The 18524-nt window shown below is 47.1% G+C and carries 14 protein-coding genes; 8 read left to right on the forward strand and 6 right to left on the reverse strand.

The features are described 5' to 3' along the window. The first annotated feature begins 30 nt into the window (after positions 1 to 30). The 3 genes from DWW13_RS04645 (at position 31) to rsmA (ending at position 6483) form a co-directional block, all read left to right on the forward strand. Positions 31 to 2493 carry a glycogen/starch/alpha-glucan phosphorylase gene (locus DWW13_RS04645; RefSeq protein ID WP_118719433.1) on the forward strand — a complete coding sequence of 821 codons (2463 nt, stop codon included), beginning with the start codon at positions 31 to 33 and terminating at the stop codon, positions 2491 to 2493. 198 nt (positions 2494 to 2691) lie between these two features. Then, a complete protein-coding gene (locus DWW13_RS04650; RefSeq protein ID WP_442857773.1) occupies positions 2692 to 5595 on the forward strand; it encodes a hypothetical protein in 2904 nt (967 codons plus the stop codon). 15 nt (positions 5596 to 5610) lie between these two features. Then, on the forward strand, positions 5611 to 6483 hold the full coding sequence (rsmA, locus tag DWW13_RS04655) for a 16S rRNA (adenine(1518)-N(6)/adenine(1519)-N(6))-dimethyltransferase RsmA (protein ID WP_022461748.1): 873 nt from the start codon (positions 5611 to 5613) through the stop codon (positions 6481 to 6483). Positions 6484 to 6907: 424 nt separating this feature from the next. Here rsmA and DWW13_RS04665 read toward each other — a convergent pair whose 3' ends face one another. Then, on the reverse strand, positions 6908 to 8059 hold the full coding sequence (locus tag DWW13_RS04665) for an ROK family transcriptional regulator (RefSeq protein WP_022462912.1): 1152 nt from the start codon (positions 8057 to 8059) through the stop codon (positions 6908 to 6910). A 513-nt stretch (positions 8060 to 8572) separates the two neighbouring features. On the opposite strand from DWW13_RS04665, the gene DWW13_RS04670 reads away from it, so the two are divergent. Further along, on the forward strand, positions 8573 to 8971 hold the full coding sequence (locus DWW13_RS04670; RefSeq protein ID WP_022462913.1) for a Fur family transcriptional regulator: 399 nt from the start codon (positions 8573 to 8575) through the stop codon (positions 8969 to 8971). Between the two features lie 170 nt (positions 8972 to 9141). After that, positions 9142 to 9687, forward strand: coding sequence for an NADH peroxidase (locus DWW13_RS04675; protein WP_022462914.1), 546 nt, complete (start codon positions 9142 to 9144; stop codon positions 9685 to 9687). A gap of 368 nt (positions 9688 to 10055) precedes the next feature. Here DWW13_RS04675 and DWW13_RS04680 read toward each other — a convergent pair whose 3' ends face one another. Next, positions 10056 to 10853, reverse strand: a complete 798-nt coding sequence (locus DWW13_RS04680; protein WP_118719437.1) for an MBL fold metallo-hydrolase — start codon at positions 10851 to 10853, stop codon at positions 10056 to 10058. A 302-nt stretch (positions 10854 to 11155) separates the two neighbouring features. Between DWW13_RS04680 and DWW13_RS04685 the strand changes: the two genes are divergently transcribed. Next, positions 11156 to 12871 (forward strand): extracellular solute-binding protein, encoded by a 1716-nt coding sequence (locus DWW13_RS04685; protein ID WP_055222034.1) that lies wholly within the window; start codon positions 11156 to 11158, stop codon positions 12869 to 12871. A gap of 537 nt (positions 12872 to 13408) precedes the next feature. Next, positions 13409 to 13942 carry a cob(I)yrinic acid a,c-diamide adenosyltransferase gene (locus DWW13_RS04690; RefSeq protein WP_022462915.1) on the forward strand — a complete coding sequence of 178 codons (534 nt, stop codon included), beginning with the start codon at positions 13409 to 13411 and terminating at the stop codon, positions 13940 to 13942. Between the two features lie 179 nt (positions 13943 to 14121). Here DWW13_RS04690 and DWW13_RS04695 read toward each other — a convergent pair whose 3' ends face one another. Genes DWW13_RS04695 through DWW13_RS04710 form a run of 4 tightly spaced genes read right to left on the reverse strand, consistent with a single transcriptional unit; the run spans position 14122 to position 17152 of the window. Further along, complete coding sequence (locus tag DWW13_RS04695; protein ID WP_118719439.1) at positions 14122 to 15474, reverse strand: MATE family efflux transporter; 1353 nt, start codon at positions 15472 to 15474, stop codon at positions 14122 to 14124. An 18-nt stretch (positions 15475 to 15492) separates the two neighbouring features. After that, positions 15493 to 15891, reverse strand: a complete 399-nt coding sequence (locus tag DWW13_RS04700) for a DUF4234 domain-containing protein (RefSeq protein WP_022462917.1) — start codon at positions 15889 to 15891, stop codon at positions 15493 to 15495. A gap of 15 nt (positions 15892 to 15906) precedes the next feature. After that, positions 15907 to 16371, reverse strand: a complete 465-nt coding sequence (locus tag DWW13_RS04705) for a DUF2752 domain-containing protein (RefSeq protein WP_117761353.1) — start codon at positions 16369 to 16371, stop codon at positions 15907 to 15909. Continuing rightward, the gene (locus DWW13_RS04710) at positions 16337 to 17152 is read right to left on the reverse strand and encodes a MurR/RpiR family transcriptional regulator (RefSeq protein ID WP_022462919.1); all 816 of its coding nucleotides are present in this window, start codon (positions 17150 to 17152) and stop codon (positions 16337 to 16339) included. The genes DWW13_RS04705 and DWW13_RS04710 overlap by 35 nt, the downstream gene beginning before the upstream one ends. Before the next feature lie 242 nt (positions 17153 to 17394). On the opposite strand from DWW13_RS04710, the gene nagA reads away from it, so the two are divergent. Further along, positions 17395 to 18504: an N-acetylglucosamine-6-phosphate deacetylase gene (nagA, locus tag DWW13_RS04715; protein WP_118719441.1), complete on the forward strand. Its 1110-nt coding sequence runs from the start codon at positions 17395 to 17397 to the stop codon at positions 18502 to 18504. Positions 18505 to 18524: the final 20 nt, after the last annotated feature.

An 18524-nucleotide genomic window follows, 5' to 3' on the forward strand; every position in this document is an offset into this window, starting at 1 on the left:
GCTCGCAGACTGCTATTGAGGAGGACGCAGATGTTAAACGCCGAGTTCAACAAAGAAATTTTTAAGAACAGTGTCAAAGAAAACGTAAAAATGCTGTACAGAAAAAATCTGGAAGAGGCTTCCCAGCAGGAAATTTACCAGGCAGTCTGCTACGCAGTAAAAGACGTTATTATTGACAACTGGCTGAAAACCCAGAAAGCAATGGATGAGCAGGATCCGAAGATTCTGTACTATATGTCCATGGAGTTCCTGATGGGACGTGCGCTGGGAAATAACCTGATTAACCTGACTGCATACAAACAGGTACAGGAAGCTCTTGATGAGATGGGACTGAACCTGAACCTTCTGGAGGACCAGGAGAGAGATCCTGCGCTTGGAAACGGCGGTCTTGGCCGTCTGGCAGCATGCTTCCTGGATTCCCTGGCTACACTGGGATATCCGGCATACGGCTGCGGTATCCGTTATAAATACGGTATGTTCAAACAGCAGATCCGCGACGGTTATCAGGTAGAAGTACCGGACAACTGGCTGAAACACGGCTATCCATTCGAGCTGAAACGCCCGGAATACGCAAAAGAAGTAAAATTTGGCGGATACGTAGCACAGGAGTATGATGAGGCTACCGGACGCGTAAACTTCGTACAGAAAGATTACCAGTCTGTAAACGCAATTCCTTACGATATGCCAATCGTAGGATACGACAACGATGTTGTAAACACGCTGACCATCTGGGATGCAGAGGCTATTCAGGACTTCTCCCTGGATTCCTTCGACAAAGGTGATTACCACAAAGCGGTTGAGCAGGAAAACCTTGCAAAAACCATCGTAGAGGTTCTGTATCCGAACGACAACCATTACGAAGGAAAAGAGCTGCGTCTGAAACAGCAGTATTTCTTCATTTCTGCAAGCGTACAGAGAGCAGTTGCAAAATATAAAAAACATCACGATGATATCACAAAGCTGTATGAGAAGGTTACCTTCCAGCTGAACGATACTCACCCGACCGTGGCCGTTCCGGAGCTGATGCGAATCCTCATGGACGTAGAAGGCCTTGGCTGGGATGAGGCATGGGAGATCACCACAAAGACCTGCGCATACACCAACCACACCATCATGGCAGAGGCACTCGAGAAATGGCCGGTTGACCTGTTCTCCAGACTTCTTCCGCGTATCTATCAGATCGTAGAGGAGATCAACCGCCGCTTCCTGATCCAGGTAAGAGAGCAGTACCCGGGTGATGAAGAGAAAGTCCGCCAGATGGCAGTGATCTACGACGGACAGGTTCATATGGCCCGTCTGGCTATCGTAGGCGGCTATTCTGTCAACGGTGTTGCACAGCTTCATACCGAGATTCTGAAAAAACAGACCTTAAAAGACTTCTACGAGATGACTCCGGAGAAGTTCAACAATAAGACGAATGGTATCACACAGCGTCGTTTCCTGCTTCACGGAAACCCGCTCCTGGCTGACTGGGTAACCGAGTACGCCGGAGACGGCTGGATCACCGATCTGCCGAAGATCGAAAAGATCGCTAAGCTGGCAGATGACACCCAGGCACAGAAGGAATTTATGGAAATCAAATATAAAAATAAAGTTCGCCTGGCAAAATACATCAAAGAGCATAACGGCATTGATGTAGATCCGAACTCTATTTTTGACGTTCAGGTAAAGCGTCTGCATGAGTACAAACGCCAGTTTATGAACATTCTTCATATTATGTACCTGTATGACCGTCTGAAAAAGAACCCGGATATGCCGTTCTACCCAAGAACCTTCATCTTTGGAGCGAAAGCTTCCGCAGGCTATGAGCGTGCAAAAGCAATCATCAAACTGATCAATTCCGTTGGGGATGTCGTAAATAACGATCCGACCATCAAAGGAAAGATCAAAGTTGTATTTATCGAGGATTATCGTGTCAGCAACGCAGAGCTGATCTTTGCCGCTGCTGATGTTTCCGAGCAGATTTCCACCGCAAGTAAAGAGGCTTCCGGTACCGGTAACATGAAGTTCATGCTGAACGGTGCCCTGACTCTTGGAACCATGGACGGTGCAAACGTAGAGATCGTTGAGGAAGTTGGAAAGGAGAACGCCTTTATCTTCGGACTTTCCGCAGATCAGGTTATCGAATATGAGAACAACTACACCTACGATCCGATGAGCTACTTCATCCACGATCAGGACATCCACAACGTAGTGATGGATCTGATCAGCGGAAGATACTCAAACGGCGACACCATGATGTTCCGTGATCTGTATGACTCCCTGCTCACACCGAAGAATGCTCCGCGCCCGGATATGTACTTTACCCTGGCAGACTTCAAGTCCTATGCGGCAGCACAGGAGCGTGTTGAGGATAAATACAGAAATACTTCTGCATGGGCAAGAAGCGCGATCCTGAATACCGCACACAGCGGCAAATTCACATCCGACCGTACCATCCAGCAGTATGTAGATGATATCTGGCATCTGGACAAGATTACTGTCAGAAAGTAATCGGAATCAAATATAAGTAGTTAGGGGACACCTGCTTTTCCGGGAAAAACCGGAGGGGCGGGTGTTCTTTTTTTAATGCCCGCTGGAAGGATTTGCATCCCGAAAAATGCCTGCAAAACAGGCATTCTTTTGACATTCTACGGGGAGTGTGGTACACTGTTCGTGTCTATGAACTAAAACAATCTGAAATGTATTGAGGTGAAAAGATTGGATAAAGCTGAATATCAAAGCCGGCTGGAAGAGCTGAACAGTCTGGTAAAAAAAGAGGACTATGAGGGGGCACTTGCAGTTGTAGAAGCCGTTGACTGGCGGCGTGTCAAGAGTCTGCGCACGCTCGGCATGGTAGCGGATGTCTATGAGGCGAACAAACGATATCCGGAGGCGAAGAAGATTCTGCTGATGGCGTATGACCGTTCTTCCATCGGAAAGGGCATTCTGTACCGCCTGGTAGAGGTCTCCGTAAAAATGAAAGACTTTGATGAGGCGATTGACTTTTACAACGAGTTTGAAGCAGTCGCACGTCACGATAATTCCCGGTATCTGCTGAAATACAAGATTTTAAGAGGACAGAAAGCGCCGCTTGAGGAGCAGATTTCCCTTCTGGAGGAATACAAAGAGCGGGAATTTACCGAGAGATGGGCATATGAACTGGCAAACCTTTACAGCAAAGCCGGAGAGACGCAGAAATGCATCGATGCCTGTGATGAGCTGATCCTGTGGTTCAGCGAGGGCAAATATGTGACAAAGGCAATGGATCTGAAAATGAAGTACGAGCCGCTGTCACCGTCCCAGCAGATCAAATACGAGCATCGTTTTGACTACAAAAAGAATGAAGAGCCGTCCGAGGATCCGGAAGCACTTAAAGTGCGGTTAGCCGGAGAGAGCGGAGCCGGTGAAATGGCTGCGACGAAAGAGCCGGCAGAGACGCCGGAAGTAAAACCGGTAAACGGCGGTGTGATGAGCCAGTATGTGGCCGGTGAAGAAGAAAAAGAAGCCGGTTCGCCGTACGAAGCATATGAGAAAACACAGCAGGCCGAGGCAGATGCAGAGCAGGTGCAGGAGTACGAAGCACTGCAGCAGACAGAGGAGCCGATCGAGGAGATTCCGGAAGAGCAGGCGTATGCAGACAGCACGCCGACGTACCTTGGAAATACGATCGATCTTCACGCAGAGCTTGCAAAGAGCATCCGCGATGTCTTCTCCTTCCGCGGAAAGAAACAGGAAGAGACGGCAGTCGAGGAAGAGACAAGCGAAGAGCCGGTACAGTACGAAGTAAAAGATCTGGAGCCGGAGCAGCTTGATGTAAACGTAGAGGTATCCCCGGATGCCAACACGACGATCAAGACAAGACCGCAGCCAAAACCGAAGGAAAAAGCCGAGCCGGTAATGCCGAAAGCACCGAAGCCGGAGAAGAAATACGAAGAGCCGGACCTCGAAGCACTGTTCCAGGAGACCGCAGCAAACCTGTCGGAGGAAGTTGCGGAGGAAGAAGCAGAAGAGCCGGCTGAGCAGGCAGCAGAAGCCGAAACTGCAGAGCAGCCGATGGATCCGGAGTCCGAGGCAGAGGCACGGGAAGCGGCAGAGGAGCCGCAGGCGGAAGCTGAGCCGGAAGAAGCAGCAGAACCGGCAGATGAAGCGGAAACCGAAGAGATCACAGAACCGGCGGATGAGGCTGAAACCGAAGAAGCTGCAGAGCCGATGGATGAAGCTGAGATCGAAGAGATTATAGAACCGGCAGCCGAGGCTGAAATCGAAGAAGCAGAAGTTACAGAACCAGCAGTGGAAGCTGAAACAGAAGCAGCCGAGAAGGCTCAGGCGGAAGCCGAAATTGAGGAAACCGTAGAACCGGCGGAGACGCCGTCCATGGATGCAACGGTTGTCATCCCGGATCTGAAACCGGCAGAGGAGACACGGCCGACCATCGATTTTAGTGAGCTTCAGGCAGCGCTGAACGCAGAAGTGCAGGAAGCTGAAAAAGCATCGGAAATCGAACTGCCGGACGAGCCGGAAACTGCGGAAGCAGAACCTGCTGATGAGCCGGAAAGCGAAACAGAGCCGGAAACCCCGGCCGAGACTGAGCCAGCCGATCCGTTTGAGCCGGCAGGAACCCAGCCGATCGAGATTACCCCGGAGGAAATCGAAATCGAAGTTCCGACCGAGCCAAAGCGTGAGCGCGTATCCGATGCGACGATCAACATGAGCATCGAAAAAACAACGGATGCCACCGTTCAGCTGATCCGCGACAACATTCCGGAAGGAACTGTTGCGAAATCGATTGAAGAGGTGCTCCGCGAGGAGACGCCGGAGGAGGCAAGACTCCGCATCCTGAACGACACCCAGCCGGATAAGCTGAGTGATGAGCAGAAAGCGCTGTTTACTTACTTTGCGAAAGTTCCAGGCATGGATATCCAGATTCTGGATGCAATGCATGGTGTTTATCATTACGCAGGCGACCGTACTTCCCGTCATGGAAACATTGCCATTATGGGCGGATACGGTACTGGAAAAACGAAGCTGTCGGAGGATCTCGTCCGTGCAATCTGTGCTGACTTAAAACTTCCGGCAACGAAGATGGCCCGTCTGGATGCATCTGTTCTGAACAAAAAGGACTGTGCGCAGATTGTTTCAAAGCTGGCGGGAGGTTTCCTCCTGATCGAGCGTGCCGGTCTGATGTACCCGGAGACGATCGAGAAGCTGTCGCAGGCAATGGATTTCCGTACAGACAGTCTGGTTCTGATCATCGAGGATGAGAAGGTCAGCATGAGAGGTCTTCTGCGGAATTACCCTGATTTTGCGAAGAAGTTTGAGACGGTCATTTCGATTCCTGTTTTCACGAACGACGAGCTGGTTACGTTTGCCCGCACGTATGCACGTGAGAATGGATACAAGATGGACGAGATGGGTGTGCTTGCTCTGTATACACAGATTGGCAACAATCAGAAGGAGGGCGAGCCGATGACGATTTCACAGGTCAAAGATATGGTGGATCGTGCCATCGCCCATGCAGAAAAGGGAACCCGTAAATTCGGAAGACGCATGTCCAGAAAGCATACCGATGCGGACGACCGCGTGATTCTTTACGAGAAAGACTTTGAGTTCTAAATACATGGAGAATTTATGGAGAAAGTAAAACCGTGGCTCGGGGAGCCGCAGAATACCATAGCCGTACTGCAGAAGTACGGCTTTGTATTTCAGAAAAAGTATGGTCAGAATTTTCTGATCGATCCACATGTGCTGGATAAGATTGTAGCCGCTGCAGGTATCGGACCGGACGATTTTGTTGTGGAAATCGGACCTGGTATCGGTACGCTGACGCAGTATCTTGCGTATGCTGCGCGGAGTGTGTGTGCGGTGGAAATTGACAAGAATCTGATCCCGATTCTGGAGGATACGCTGTCGGATTATGATAATGTTGAGGTTATCAACAATGATGTTTTGAAGGTGGATCTGGCGGCGCTGGCGAAGGAGAAGAACAACGGACGGCCGATCAAGGTTGTGGCGAATCTTCCGTATTATATTACGACGCCGATTATTATGGGATTATTTGAGAATCATGTGCCGGTGGATTCGATTACGGTTATGGTTCAGAAGGAGGTTGCGGACCGGATGCAGACGGGGCCGGGATCGAAGGATTACGGGGCGCTGTCGCTGGCGGTGCAGTATTATGCGGAGCCGTATATTGTGGCGAATGTGCCGCCGAACTGTTTTATGCCGCGGCCGAAGGTTGGAAGTGCGGTGATCCGGCTGACGCGTCATGAGGTGATGCCGGTGGAGACGAAGGATGAGAAGTTGATGTTCTCCATTATTCGGGCGTCGTTTAATCAGAGACGGAAGACGCTGGCGAACGGACTGAAAAATTCGGAGCTGCTGCATTTTTCGAAAGAGGAGATTGAGGCTGCAATCACAGCCTGCGGCTGGCCGCTTACGATTCGTGGGGAGGCATTGAATTTACAGGAGTTTGCGCGGTTGACGGATGAATTGTGTAAATAGAGGGGACGCCTCGCCGTCGCCCGTCCGCCCTTGCGTGATACGCATGGCAGCGGTGGAAAAGCGGGAAAAGGGCATGAAAAAAAGCACCGTTGGCGAAACAGTGCTTTCTTTCATTTTTATTTTTAAAGGAAGGAGAGCCGATTTTCTAATCGGCAATATGAAAAAGAAAATTGTGTAAATAATGTTGGCATTCATTATTTATGCTTTTAGTATACGGGTAAATTATGTTGAAAGCGTGTTCATGTTGTAAAAAAATCATGAACAAATTGTGACTATTCAGAGCCATGCGAAATTTCAGAACAAATTGCGAATCATGCTTGCATGAATGAGCACTTTTTTCTGAAATTTCATATGGCGAGAAGCCACATCAAGATGCAGCGCAGCGGAATCGAGATGGGGCTCTGAACAGGGACTTATTTCTGAGTTACAGGTCCAGCAGCTTAAAGGTGGAAATTCCGAGGAAGTTCCGGGAGCAGAGGCTGATTCCGCCCATGAGGACGGAGACATCCTGCAGGTGAGCCGGGAGGACGTGGAGGTACCAGCGGAGGCGGTTCTGGATTCCGGAGGTGATTTCGTCGATCAGACCTGGGATGTAGTTGGTGAAGGAGCTGTTGATGACGATGACGTCCGGGTTGAAGGTGTGGAGAACCGTGTTCAGGCTGATTCCGATGTAGTGGGTGAAATCCTGCATTACTTTGCGGGCGTTGGGGTTGCCTTCCTGGTAATACTGGATGAAGCGTTCGACGGAGACGTTTTCTAAGCCTTCGGCGGCGGCAAAATCGTTCAGGACGGCGGCTTCGGAGATGTACTGTTCGAGGCAGCCGTGGTTGCCGCAGGGGCAGGGCCGGCCATCGGGGAAGAGGATGGTGTGGCCGAATTCGCCGGCGTAGCCGTTCTGGCCGGTGTAGAGTTCGCCGTCAATGAGGATTCCCATGCCGACGCCTTCGTGGATGTTCAGGAAGATCATATTTTTAAAGTGCTCTGCGCAGGCGGCTTCGCCGATGACGGAGAGGTTGGCTTCATTTTCTACGATGACAGGGACCTGAAATTCTTCTTCGAGGTAGTTTTTCAGGTTGGAGTGTTTTAGATCGTAGTAGGGTGTGAATAAAACGAGGTCGTCGCAGACGACGCCGTAGATTCCGATGGAGATTCCGACGAGGCCGCACGGGGTCTTGGGGAGGTCGGATTTGGTTTTGTGGAGGAGGGAAATCAGGTATTCCTCCAGGGAGAGGGATGGATCAATCGGGTATTCTTTTACAGTACATGATTTTCCCTTCAGATCTCCGGTGAGAATGGTGATCTTTTTTACGCCGAGATCGACGGCGATGATGGAACCGCAGCGATTATTAAAAGTAAGCAGAATCGGTTTTCGACCCATGGAAGTTTTTTCGGCGCTGCCGAGTTCTATGACGAGCTGGCGGTCGAGCAGTTCCTGGACGATGGTGGATACGGTTGCTTTTGTCAGATGCAGCATTTTCGCCAGATCTGCGCGGGAAAGCGGCGGATGGTTGGCGATTGCCTCGAGAACCAGGGCGCGGTTCATGTCTCGTATATATTCCTGATTTCCGGTACTCATAAAAAATCCTCCATTCTGCCGCATTGGCTGTACATCAATCTTAACATAAATGAGAGAGAAATGACAGGGAAAATCGGGGATGGGCAATACGAATAGAAAAATTAACGGAGAAAAACGATTTCTAGACAGAGTAGAGAGTAAGGGACAGAATTAGAAATAAAATATGTGATAAATACACAAATAAAATATAAAATAATTCTAAAAAATGTACAGATTCACAGAAGATTCACTGCACGTTCATAATCTGTTCATAATTAATTGGTATAGTTATCTCAGTTCCAAAAGAACAGCGTGTATGCAATCACTACACAATTAAGATTTTTTCATAATAATAGCCCAGGCGCCGAGAGGTTCCTGGGCACTCCTCGTTTTTGGGGAATTTTTGATCTTGGGACAGACGGAAATCTGTGTAGACAGGGTAGTGATCTTTTTCTTGACTTTTGCGAGAAGCAGCCTTATAGTATAAATATAATAACAATTACTGTTATCGAAAGACACGAAAGGAAAAGAACTATGTCAACACTCAAGTATAGCAGACAAAGAGAAAGCATCAAAGTCTGCCTTCAGGGACGAAAGGATCACCCGACCGCAGATATGCTCTATACCGATGTACGGAAAGAATTTCCCAATATCAGTCTTGGCACAGTATACCGGAACCTGTCTCTTCTTTCTGAATTAGGAGAGATCAAGCGTCTTACAACAGGAGATGGCCCGGACCGGTTCGATGGAGATACTTCCACGCATCACCATTTCATTTGCAGAAAATGTCACTGCGTGACAGACCTTACAATGCGTGACATCAGCGAAATCAAGAACGTAGCAGCGGAAAATTTCAGAGGTACGATCGAAGATTACTCTGTGAATTTTTACGGCATCTGCGAGAACTGCAAAAATCACCCGGGGAACGTATAGCATCCCCAGGAAGAAAGAAAAAATTAAAAATAGGCATTGACAAAAAGGGAAGCTTATGTTAAAGTAATATCAGTAACAGTTACTAATATCAAAAATAAAAAACTGTTATAAACCACAAAATTGGAAATGATAAAATTAAATACACAACAAAAAGAAAGGAAAGAAAGACTATGAAAAAATTTGTATGCAGCGTATGTGGATATGTTTATGAAGGAGCAGAAGCACCGGAAGTCTGTCCGATCTGTAAAGCACCGAAAGAGAAATTTATCGAGCAGGGCGAGGATCTGACCTGGGCAGCAGAGCATGTAGTTGGCGTAGCATCCGATGTTCCGGAAGATATCAAAAAAGACCTGAGAGCCAATTTCGAGGGCGAGTGCTCCGAGGTTGGTATGTACCTGGCAATGTCCAGAGTAGCATTCCGCGAGGGATATCCGGAAGTAGGTCTGTACTATGAAAAAGCAGCTTACGAAGAAGCAGAGCACGCAGCAAAATTCGCAGAGCTTCTCGGCGAAGTCGTAACCGACAGCACCAAGAAAAATCTGCAGATGCGTGTAGAGGCAGAGAACGGAGCAACCGCTGGCAAAACAGATCTTGCAAAACGTGCCAAAGCCCTGAATCTCGATGCAATCCATGACACCGTGCATGAGATGGCAAGAGACGAAGCTAGACACGGAAAAGCATTCGCTGGTCTGCTGGCTAGATATTTCGGTAAATAAAAAATTTTTAGTAAAATAAATTTATTGAAGAGAGAATGGAGAAATCTGTTCTCTCTTTTTGTGCGTTTTTTCTGCATTTCCTATGTCTTTTTCGTGTACAGCTGTCTTTTTGATAAATCCCAAGGAAGAAAATGTGCTTTTAATTTTAAATGGAGAGCAGTGTGAACAGGATATTTGCAACACAAAATGTCGGCAAATAATACCGATTTAATGCCGGAAATAATACAGTGCATGGGACATTAAGTAAAGAAAAGCTGATAAGCTGGGATTTTTATGATTTATTCACAGCTTATCAGCTAATACACATCAATTATTGAGACAGTTGTATATTGAACAGTGTTGAAAAAACATAATAGAGTAATCTGATTTTATTCTTCTATTCGTTTTTTGTCATAGCAGATAAAGGTATAAGTTCCATTATCTGCGAGAGGATGTGTTTCACCAGAAAAAACAAAATTGCGATCCGTAACATTTCCAGAACGAATATCCTGACATACTTTGAGCACATCTTCTAAAGTGGTTGGCTTGGAATCTCCATTTCCATGTGAGATCAGGACTCGGTCATATTTTCCGGCAATTTTTTTCTGTAGCGCTTGTAAATTTTTTTCATAGGAAGCAAGTCCCGTGGAAAATTTGTCAAACAGGAATAAAAATGGATTGCAGGCATCACCGAGAAGAATTGTCCGCTCCTCCGGAATCAGCATGACAACACTGCCCAGGGTATGACCGGGTAATTCATAAATAACAACATGAATTCCACCAAGCTCAAAAACATCACCTTCCTGCAGATTATGAAATTTTTCAAATGGAGCAGATGGTATCATATCTGTTTCTTTGATAAGCCCTTTTTCAGGACACAATCCTTTCGCGCCTTCCAGACGGAAGCCTTTTTCAGAATGAAGCTGATATACGGATTTATCCTTATGATTCAGATAAATTTCTTCAAATTCATTGGCGCCCATGGCGTGATCTACATGACCGTGGGTTATCAGGACTTTTAATGGCTTGTTAGTCAGGTTATGGATACAGTTTTTTAAACTATAGAATCCGCATCCAGTGTCGATTAGGACAGCTGCTTTGCTGCCTTCAATCAGATACATAAATTCTGTGCAGAATCCATGAATTCTTGTAATGTGTTCTGAAATTTTTTCAGTTTTAAATTGCATAGTAGAACCCCCATTCTTTTTGCTTTAAATCTAAGTATAGCATAGAAATTAGTTGAAAAGTTGTTGAAAAACAGCAAAAACATAGGAATAAATTTATAAAAACACAGTATAGAAAATGTGTATGTGTCAAAAAACACAAAAAAATATAAAAACAAGATCAAAAATATCATATAAAACAAAAAGCATATTTGATATACTGAGATTATTCAAAATCATATGAGTTTGTAGAAACTGAAATTTGCAAATTTAAAAGGGAGAATTCTTATTGTCTAATATCAGACAGGGTTTTAAAGGAGGTTTTTATGAAACGAAAAATAATATCAGTGATGCTAACGGGCACTATGATCGCAGGAATGCTTACAGGCTGCGGTTCAGACAGTAGCAGTAAAAGCAGTTCAAGTGTAATTTCCGGGTCGTCAGAAACTGAAACGGAGACTACAGAAGCAGACGAAAGTGATGATAAGACACCAGTCACATTTGAATATTTCAATGCAGACGGCAAAAATGGAAATTGGGATAATCCGGTAGCAAAAGCGATCACAGAGGCGACTGGTGTTACGTTGGATGTCAGCTATCCGGTTGCATCGCAAGGAGATGCAAAAGAGGATGTTGCGTTGATGATTGCAAATGATGAATATCCGGATCTGATTTATGCAAAATCAAATGCAACGGATCTGTATGCAGCCGGTGCCTTAATTGATATGACAGATCTGATTGAAAAATATGGACCCAATATAAAAAAAATGTACGGAGATGAGCTGGAAAAATTACAGTGGAGCAAAGATGATCCGGGAATATATCAGCTGTCTTATGCGGGTGTAAATCAGAAAACACTGACAACAGGAGGAACCTGCCAGATTCAGTGGGCTGCACTGAAAGAGAATGATTACAAATATCCAAAAACAATAGATGAATATGAAAAAATGATCAAGAGCTATTTGGCAGCTCATCCAAAGACAGAAGATGGTTTGGATATGATTGGAATTACTATGAGTGCAGCAGACTGGCATTGGCTGATTACACTGAGTAACCCGGCAGGCTTTATCGCAGATGCAGCGCCGGATAATGGACAGTGGCTGATTGATGATGACTATACAGTACATTTAAAAACGGTTACGCCGGAAGAAAAAGAGTATTTTAGATGGTTATGCCGTATGTACAATGAAGGAATTCTGGATCCGAATTTTGCAACACAGACGGATGATGACTATATTGCAAAGGTTGCCAGCGGCCGTGTTGTTGCCTTGACAGATTCAGAATGGCACTATAGTCAGTGTGAAACAGCATTGATGGCTGATGGAAAAGTAGATCAGACATATGTTGGACTGCCGGTAACCTTAAGAGAGGATCAGGTCTGCAAAGCTCTTTTGTATCAGGGAACAACGGTCGGATATGGAATGGCAATTACAAAAAGCTGTGAGGACCCAGTTCGTGCAATCAAATTCATGGATTATCTGTGCTCAGATGAAGGACAGATTTTATATCATTGGGGAATTGAAGGAGAAAATTATTTCCTGGACGAAAATGGAAAGCCGTATCGTACCGATGAAGAAGTTGCCAAAGCACAGTCAGATCCAGACTATCATAAGAACACAGGTATTGATAACTATACTGGATTTCCAATCTATGGAGCAGGTTCTTATACTGAGGACGGATTCCCGTATACTCCAACGACGAAAGAATCTGTGATTGCAAATTATAACGAAGCGGAAAAAGCCGGATGCGAGGCAATGGGAATTGAAATGCTGACAGATATGTTTCCGCAGCCAGAAGAATTTGAGCTTCTTCCATATTCTGCACTCTGGGCATATCAGCAGCCACAGGAACTGACCGAGCAGCAGAATACAATTTCGGATATTAGTTGGCCAGGGCTGGTAAAATGTGTTTCGGGTACGGAAGAGGAATTTGACGCAAATTGGGACAACCTGGTAAACGAACTGGAAGAAAATGGTCTGGCGGATACAGAGAAGGCTGTTACTGAATTTCTTGCTACGAAACTTGTGAATACTGATAAATGAAAAATCTAAATTTCCCGGCTATACTGGGAAGAATAGAGTAGTTGAAAACGTTAATGATTGCAATAAAAACGCCAAACTTCTATGCAGCAATGAAGTTGACACTGCAAGCTAAATTTACGTATAGAACAGGTACGAATTTTACATACAAGTCGCTGTATACCAGTGAACTGTAATCAGCTTTAGTCCGCGATTATGATAGCCTGGTTGATTTTTTACTTGAAGTGAGTATAATTAGGTAAGAACAGAAATGTTCTCGATGTAAGAGCATCGTTAAAAGTTGGACTGCAGATGGAGCAGGATAAATTTCCATCTATTTAGGTCCTTTAATAAGACATTGAGTCTGACAGCTTGGAGTAAGTTATAGTCCACGTGGGGGACTTAATGATTTCCATGCCGTTAAAGGTATCTTAACTGGATACCGAGGCTGACAACCAGCAGAAAACTCTTTACAAAAGATGTTCTTAGAGGAGTGTGGTTAAGTATCACACTCCTCGTTACATATGAGATATGGATAGTAAAAAAGAAAGGGATTTCAATATGGAAAAACAGACAGGCTGTGTCCACATCTACTGTGGGGATGGAAAAGGAAAGACGACTTGTGGTATGGGACTCTGTACGCGTGCGGCAGGGTATGGATACCGTGTTTTGATTTATCAGTTTATGAAAGATAACAGCACGAGCGAGCGGAAGGTGCTCTTACTGTCGCCGAATGTGACGTTTGTGCCGGGGCAGGACAAGATAAAGTTTTCGTTTCTGATGACACCGGAGGAGAAGGCAGAGCAGAAACGGTATTATGAAGAGCAGTTTCAGAAAGTGACAGAAAAAGCAGTTCAGGAAGAATACGATGTACTGTTTCTGGACGAGCTGGTTTATACGATTGGAAGCAAACTGTTTGATGAGCAGCTCCTTCTGGATTTTCTGGATCACAAGCCGGAGAAGCTGGAAGTGATTCTGACAGGGCAGGGACCATCGGAGGCGCTGATTGAGCGGGCGGACTATGTTTCGGAGCTGAAAAAAATCAAGCATCCGTTTGACAAGGGTCTTGCGGCAAGAGATGGAATCGAGCGGTAACGCTGAAAAAACAAGAAAAAAGATACTGTTTTGCGGGGAAGATGATTCCATGCAGAACAGTATCTTTTTCTTGATTTTGCGGGCAATGAACCAAAATCTGTGATGGAACAAGTTTCTGGTGATTGCCGCGATAACCTGAGAAGTATCTGGAAGCCGCTGTAAGACAGAAAATAACGTTATTATTTCGCACCGCGATCCGCAATCATCTTCGTAGATTTCTTCACGCAGTACAGACATGTCGGTGCGATATAGCAGCAGGCGGCGAGCCACGCAGCCTGATCCGAAAAGCAGATTGCGGTGAAGCCAAACGCACCGACAAATCCCAGGCAGACAATCGTTCGTGCCAGCATCTCCATTACGCCGGAGAAAACGGCTCTTCCCGAGTAGCCAAGTCCCTGCGTTACCATACGGCAGACATTCAAAATACCAAGCATCCAGTAGAAAAATCCGAGGCAGCGCAGATATTTTGCCGAAGCGTTGATTGCTTCGAAAGCAGAGCTGACAATAAAGAGCTTTGTCAGCGGCCGTCCGAACAGAATCATGATGACACCCGCAAACGCACCATAGCCGACACCGACAAGCACACCCTGGCGGAGTCCCTGACGGATTCGTTTTGCCTGGCCTGCTCCGAGATTCTGACTGCAGAAAACGGAAGCCGCGGTACTGATCGCATCAAACGGGCACATCATAAACTGTTTGATTTTCATAGCAGCTGTGAACGCCGAAACATAAACACTGCCAAGTCCATTATTCGCTGACTGCATTACCATACTGCCGATCGCCGTGATCGAAAACTGCAGTCCCGTCGGAATGCCCATTGCGAGGAGTTCCTGCGCGGCATCCTTTCGCAGAGTGCGGTTTTCTTTTGTCGGAAGCAGGAGCTTTACCCTACGGGAAATAAAAAACAGACATAAGAGTCCGCTGATCGCCTGGGCGGAAATCGTCGCAATCGCCGCTCCTGCGCATCCCAGATGCAGAATGATAATACAGAACAGATCGAGGAAAATATTCAGGATTGCCGAAAATGCCAGAAACAGAAACGGCGTGCGGCTGTCCCCGACGGCACGCAGGATGCTGGAAAGATAATTGTACAGAATCGAAAACGGAATCCCGAGGAAAATCACAAGCTGATATGCGTAGGCATCCGCGAAGATATCGGACGGAACCGACAGCAGGTGCAGAATCGGTACACAGAGTAAACTGCAGAGTGTGGTCAGAATGGCCGCAATCAGGACAGCAAGTGCAGCACCATTAAAGATATAATCGCGCATTTTATCAAGCTTTCCGGCGCCGAAATACTTGGCAACCGGAACACTGAATCCCGTGCAGCTTCCCATACAGAAGCCGAGCACCAGAAACTGTACACTGCTGCTTGCACCGACGCTGGCGAGCGCCTCCGGGCCAAGTGCCTGGCCGACAATCGCCGCATCAATGATGTTATACGTCTGCTGCAGCAGATTTCCAATGAGAAGCGGAAAGGCAAACGAGAGCATCAGCTTTACCGGATTTCCCTTTACCATAGATGTTGCCATAAAAAACGCCTCCCCTGCTTAATATGCACGTGAATTATAAACGAGTGCCGTCTTATTCAGGTTCTGGATCATGAAATAGTCGGCAACGAGCTGGCCGATTCCGCCGGTCAGGTAGCCAAGCAGCGTCCACAGAAGAATGGCGGAACCGTTTTCCTCAATCATCACACCGTAGCGGTCGTAGGATTCGCGGTACATGCGGTTCGCCTGCTTGTAACGCCAGTAAACGCCGTAAATTCCACAGGTAACCCAGGACAGAAGCAGCACAATAATGTAGTTCGGGCTGTCTTCGCCGTCACCGTAAAAGATGGTGTTCAGGTCTTCCACATAAACATACCAGAAGTAGATCGAGTAGAGTCCGCACGTCAGAAATGTGAGCAGAAGATAGAACCAGAAACTGCGGTTGTCTTTTACATTCATTTGTAAATACCCCCTTTAATTAAGATAGAACCATTGTAGCACGCGCCCGAGAGAGGGGTCAATAGAAAGGAGCGGGTCGTGGTAATAAATGCGCCAGGCATAAACGGCGAGAAGCAGCACGACAAGCACCGTAATGATCCCCTTTTTAAAACGCCGAAGTCCCGCCGTCTGTTCCGGCCCGAAGAAGAGCCATATCCCTGCGGGCAGTACGGCATAGACGAGCGGATGCATCCGAAATGCCGCCCGAAAATGACCGGAGAGCATTAACAGTACCGCGCGGCTCATCCCGCAGCCCGGGCAGGAAATGCCGGTGGAAAACCGGATCGGACAGCCGATGCCTGTGAGGGTGATGAAGGCGACGTAAACGCCGAGGAGCAGGCAGAAGAAAAAGAAATCGCGGCAGCGTTTCTTCAGAAAAGAAAGATACGCGCTGCCGCGGCCGGGATCACGTTTCATGGAGTTTGGTGACGGCGTATTCATATAAAGCCTCCTTGCGCTCGCTGTCGGTCGTGAGAAAATGCGAGTACAGAACGTCGATCATAACGAGAATCGGGAACTGCGGAGAGATTGCGCCGCCGTTTTTCAGATGCTCTTTGACCGCAAGCAGCAGGACTTCATCGCAGAAGGCATCGTAATCGCTGGAGCTGCGGGAAGTAAAGAGAATGGTAGAGGCTCCCTTTTCCTTTGCGGCTCCGAGCGCACGCAGCACCTCCGGTGTCTGTCCGCTGACGGTAATGCCGATTGCAGCGCAGCTCTCATTGAGCAGAACGGCATTCATTTTCATGATGTGAATGTCGGTAATTGCTTCAATATCCACGCCTGCAAGCATAAAACGCAGCTTCATTTCCTGGGCGGAAAGTCCGGAGCTTCCAAGACCGTAGACATACACCCGACGCTTCGAAGTGAGAATATGGCAGATGCGGTCAATCTGCGCGCGGTCGGCGAGCGAGTAGCTTTTATTCAGCAGCTCCTGATACGTATTCAGCACCTGTTTGATGTGATCGTCCGTACCGGGCAGTGCGGCGTTCAGACCTTCCTGGTAACGGTAGACAAATTCGCGGTAGCCCGTGTAGCCGCATTTTTTCGCAAAGCGGGAGAGCGAAGCCTCCGAAACATAGAGCAGTTCCGAAACGTGGCGCGCGGACAGATCCGACTCGTCGGTATTATGAATAAAAAAATCTGCTACCGTCCGTTCCAGGGGAGTGAACGAGGGATAGACAGACTCAATGACAGGAATAATCGATTTTTCAAAGTGTTCCATGGAACGTAAGTCCTCCTGGTATCTGTAAATATCTGAAAAAAATTCAGATCAGTTCTTGCTTTATTGTATCACAGGCAGAGTGGTGAATCAACTTTCAATTGTGTGTGAATTGTACGGGAAAGCGGGCGGAAAAATGGAAAGAACTTTAATGACGTGAAAGTAATTTCTAAAATATAAAAATAGTTGAAAATAAAATCAACATAAATTATAATCAGAACAGATCAAAGAAAGAAGGCAAGACAATGATTATCAAAAACGGACGTGTATTTCAGGAAGACGGAACGTTTGCGGAAAAAGATCTTTATATAGAAGGAAAACGTTTCGTTTCCACAAAAGAAGAAGTGATCGATCAGGAAGTGATCGATGCGAAAGGCATGATGGTTCTGCCGGGACTGGTTGACGTACACAGCCACGGCGCTGCCGGACATGATTTTTCAGACGGAGACGTGGAAGGTTTAAAAGAGATCCTGCGCTACGAGAAAGCGCACGGCATTACCTCTTACTGCCCGACATCCATGACACTGCCAAAAGACGATCTGCTGAAAATCTTCGGAACCATCGAAGCAATCAAAGATGAGCCGGAAGCAGAAGTGATCGCCGGCGTCAACATGGAAGGACCGTTCATCGATCCGATCAAAAAAGGCGCACAGGCAGAGGAGAACATCGTGGCTCCGAACGCTGAGTTCTTCCGCGCATGCAATGCGGCGAGCGGCGGAAAAATCCGTCTCGTAACCCTGGCCCCGAATATGCCTGGCTCACTGGAATTTATCAAAGAGGTTTCCGATGAAGTCATGGTTTCCATCGGCCATACGACAGCAGATTATGACACCGCGCTGGCTGCCATGAAAGCAGGAGCACACCATGTCACCCATCTGTACAACGCCATGCCGCCGTTCGCACACCGTAACCCTGGTGTCATCGGCGCCGCATTCGACGATCCGGAGTGCCGCATGGAGCTGATCTGTGACGGCTATCACATTCACGGTGCTGTTGTCCGCGCGACCTTCTCCATGATGGGAAGTGAGCGCATGGTTCTCATCAGCGATTCCATGATGGCAACGGGAATGCCGAACGGAACGTATTCCCTCGGGGGACAGGCTGTCTGGATGAAAGACGGAAAAGCAACCCTGACCGACGGTGAGACCATCGCGGGTTCCGCTACGAACCTGTACGACTGCATGAGAAAAGCAGTTTCGTTTGATATTCAGCTGGCAGATGCCATTTTTGCGGCAACAAGAAATCCGGCACAGAGCATCGGTATCTACGATGAAGTAGGATCCATTGCACCGGGCAAAAAAGCGCATGTACTTCTGGTGGACGACGAACTGAACCTGAAACAGGTTATTATGTAATTTATTATATACAAGAAATT

Origin of the sequence: Blautia sp. AF14-40, from assembly GCF_003479665.1 — a bacterium.
Lineage (GTDB): Bacteria > Bacillota > Clostridia > Lachnospirales > Lachnospiraceae > Fusicatenibacter > Fusicatenibacter saccharivorans.

Coding starts and splice junctions, on each gene's coding strand:
- DWW13_RS04645 (WP_118719433.1), top strand. CDS start 31: ATGTTAAACGCCGAGTTCAACAAAGAAATTTTTAAGAACAGTGTCAAA.
- rsmA (WP_022461748.1), top strand. CDS start 5,611: ATGGAGAAAGTAAAACCGTGGCTCGGGGAGCCGCAGAATACCATAGCC.
- DWW13_RS04665 (WP_022462912.1), bottom strand. CDS start 8,059: ATGAGTACCGGAAATCAGGAATATATACGAGACATGAACCGCGCCCTG.
- DWW13_RS04670 (WP_022462913.1), top strand. CDS start 8,573: ATGTCAACACTCAAGTATAGCAGACAAAGAGAAAGCATCAAAGTCTGC.
- DWW13_RS04675 (WP_022462914.1), top strand. CDS start 9,142: ATGAAAAAATTTGTATGCAGCGTATGTGGATATGTTTATGAAGGAGCA.
- DWW13_RS04680 (WP_118719437.1), bottom strand. CDS start 10,853: ATGCAATTTAAAACTGAAAAAATTTCAGAACACATTACAAGAATTCAT.
- DWW13_RS04685 (WP_055222034.1), top strand. CDS start 11,156: ATGAAACGAAAAATAATATCAGTGATGCTAACGGGCACTATGATCGCA.
- DWW13_RS04690 (WP_022462915.1), top strand. CDS start 13,409: ATGGAAAAACAGACAGGCTGTGTCCACATCTACTGTGGGGATGGAAAA.
- DWW13_RS04695 (WP_118719439.1), bottom strand. CDS start 15,474: ATGGCAACATCTATGGTAAAGGGAAATCCGGTAAAGCTGATGCTCTCG.
- DWW13_RS04700 (WP_022462917.1), bottom strand. CDS start 15,891: ATGAATGTAAAAGACAACCGCAGTTTCTGGTTCTATCTTCTGCTCACA.
- DWW13_RS04705 (WP_117761353.1), bottom strand. CDS start 16,371: ATGAATACGCCGTCACCAAACTCCATGAAACGTGATCCCGGCCGCGGC.
- DWW13_RS04710 (WP_022462919.1), bottom strand. CDS start 17,152: ATGGAACACTTTGAAAAATCGATTATTCCTGTCATTGAGTCTGTCTAT.
- nagA (WP_118719441.1), top strand. CDS start 17,395: ATGATTATCAAAAACGGACGTGTATTTCAGGAAGACGGAACGTTTGCG.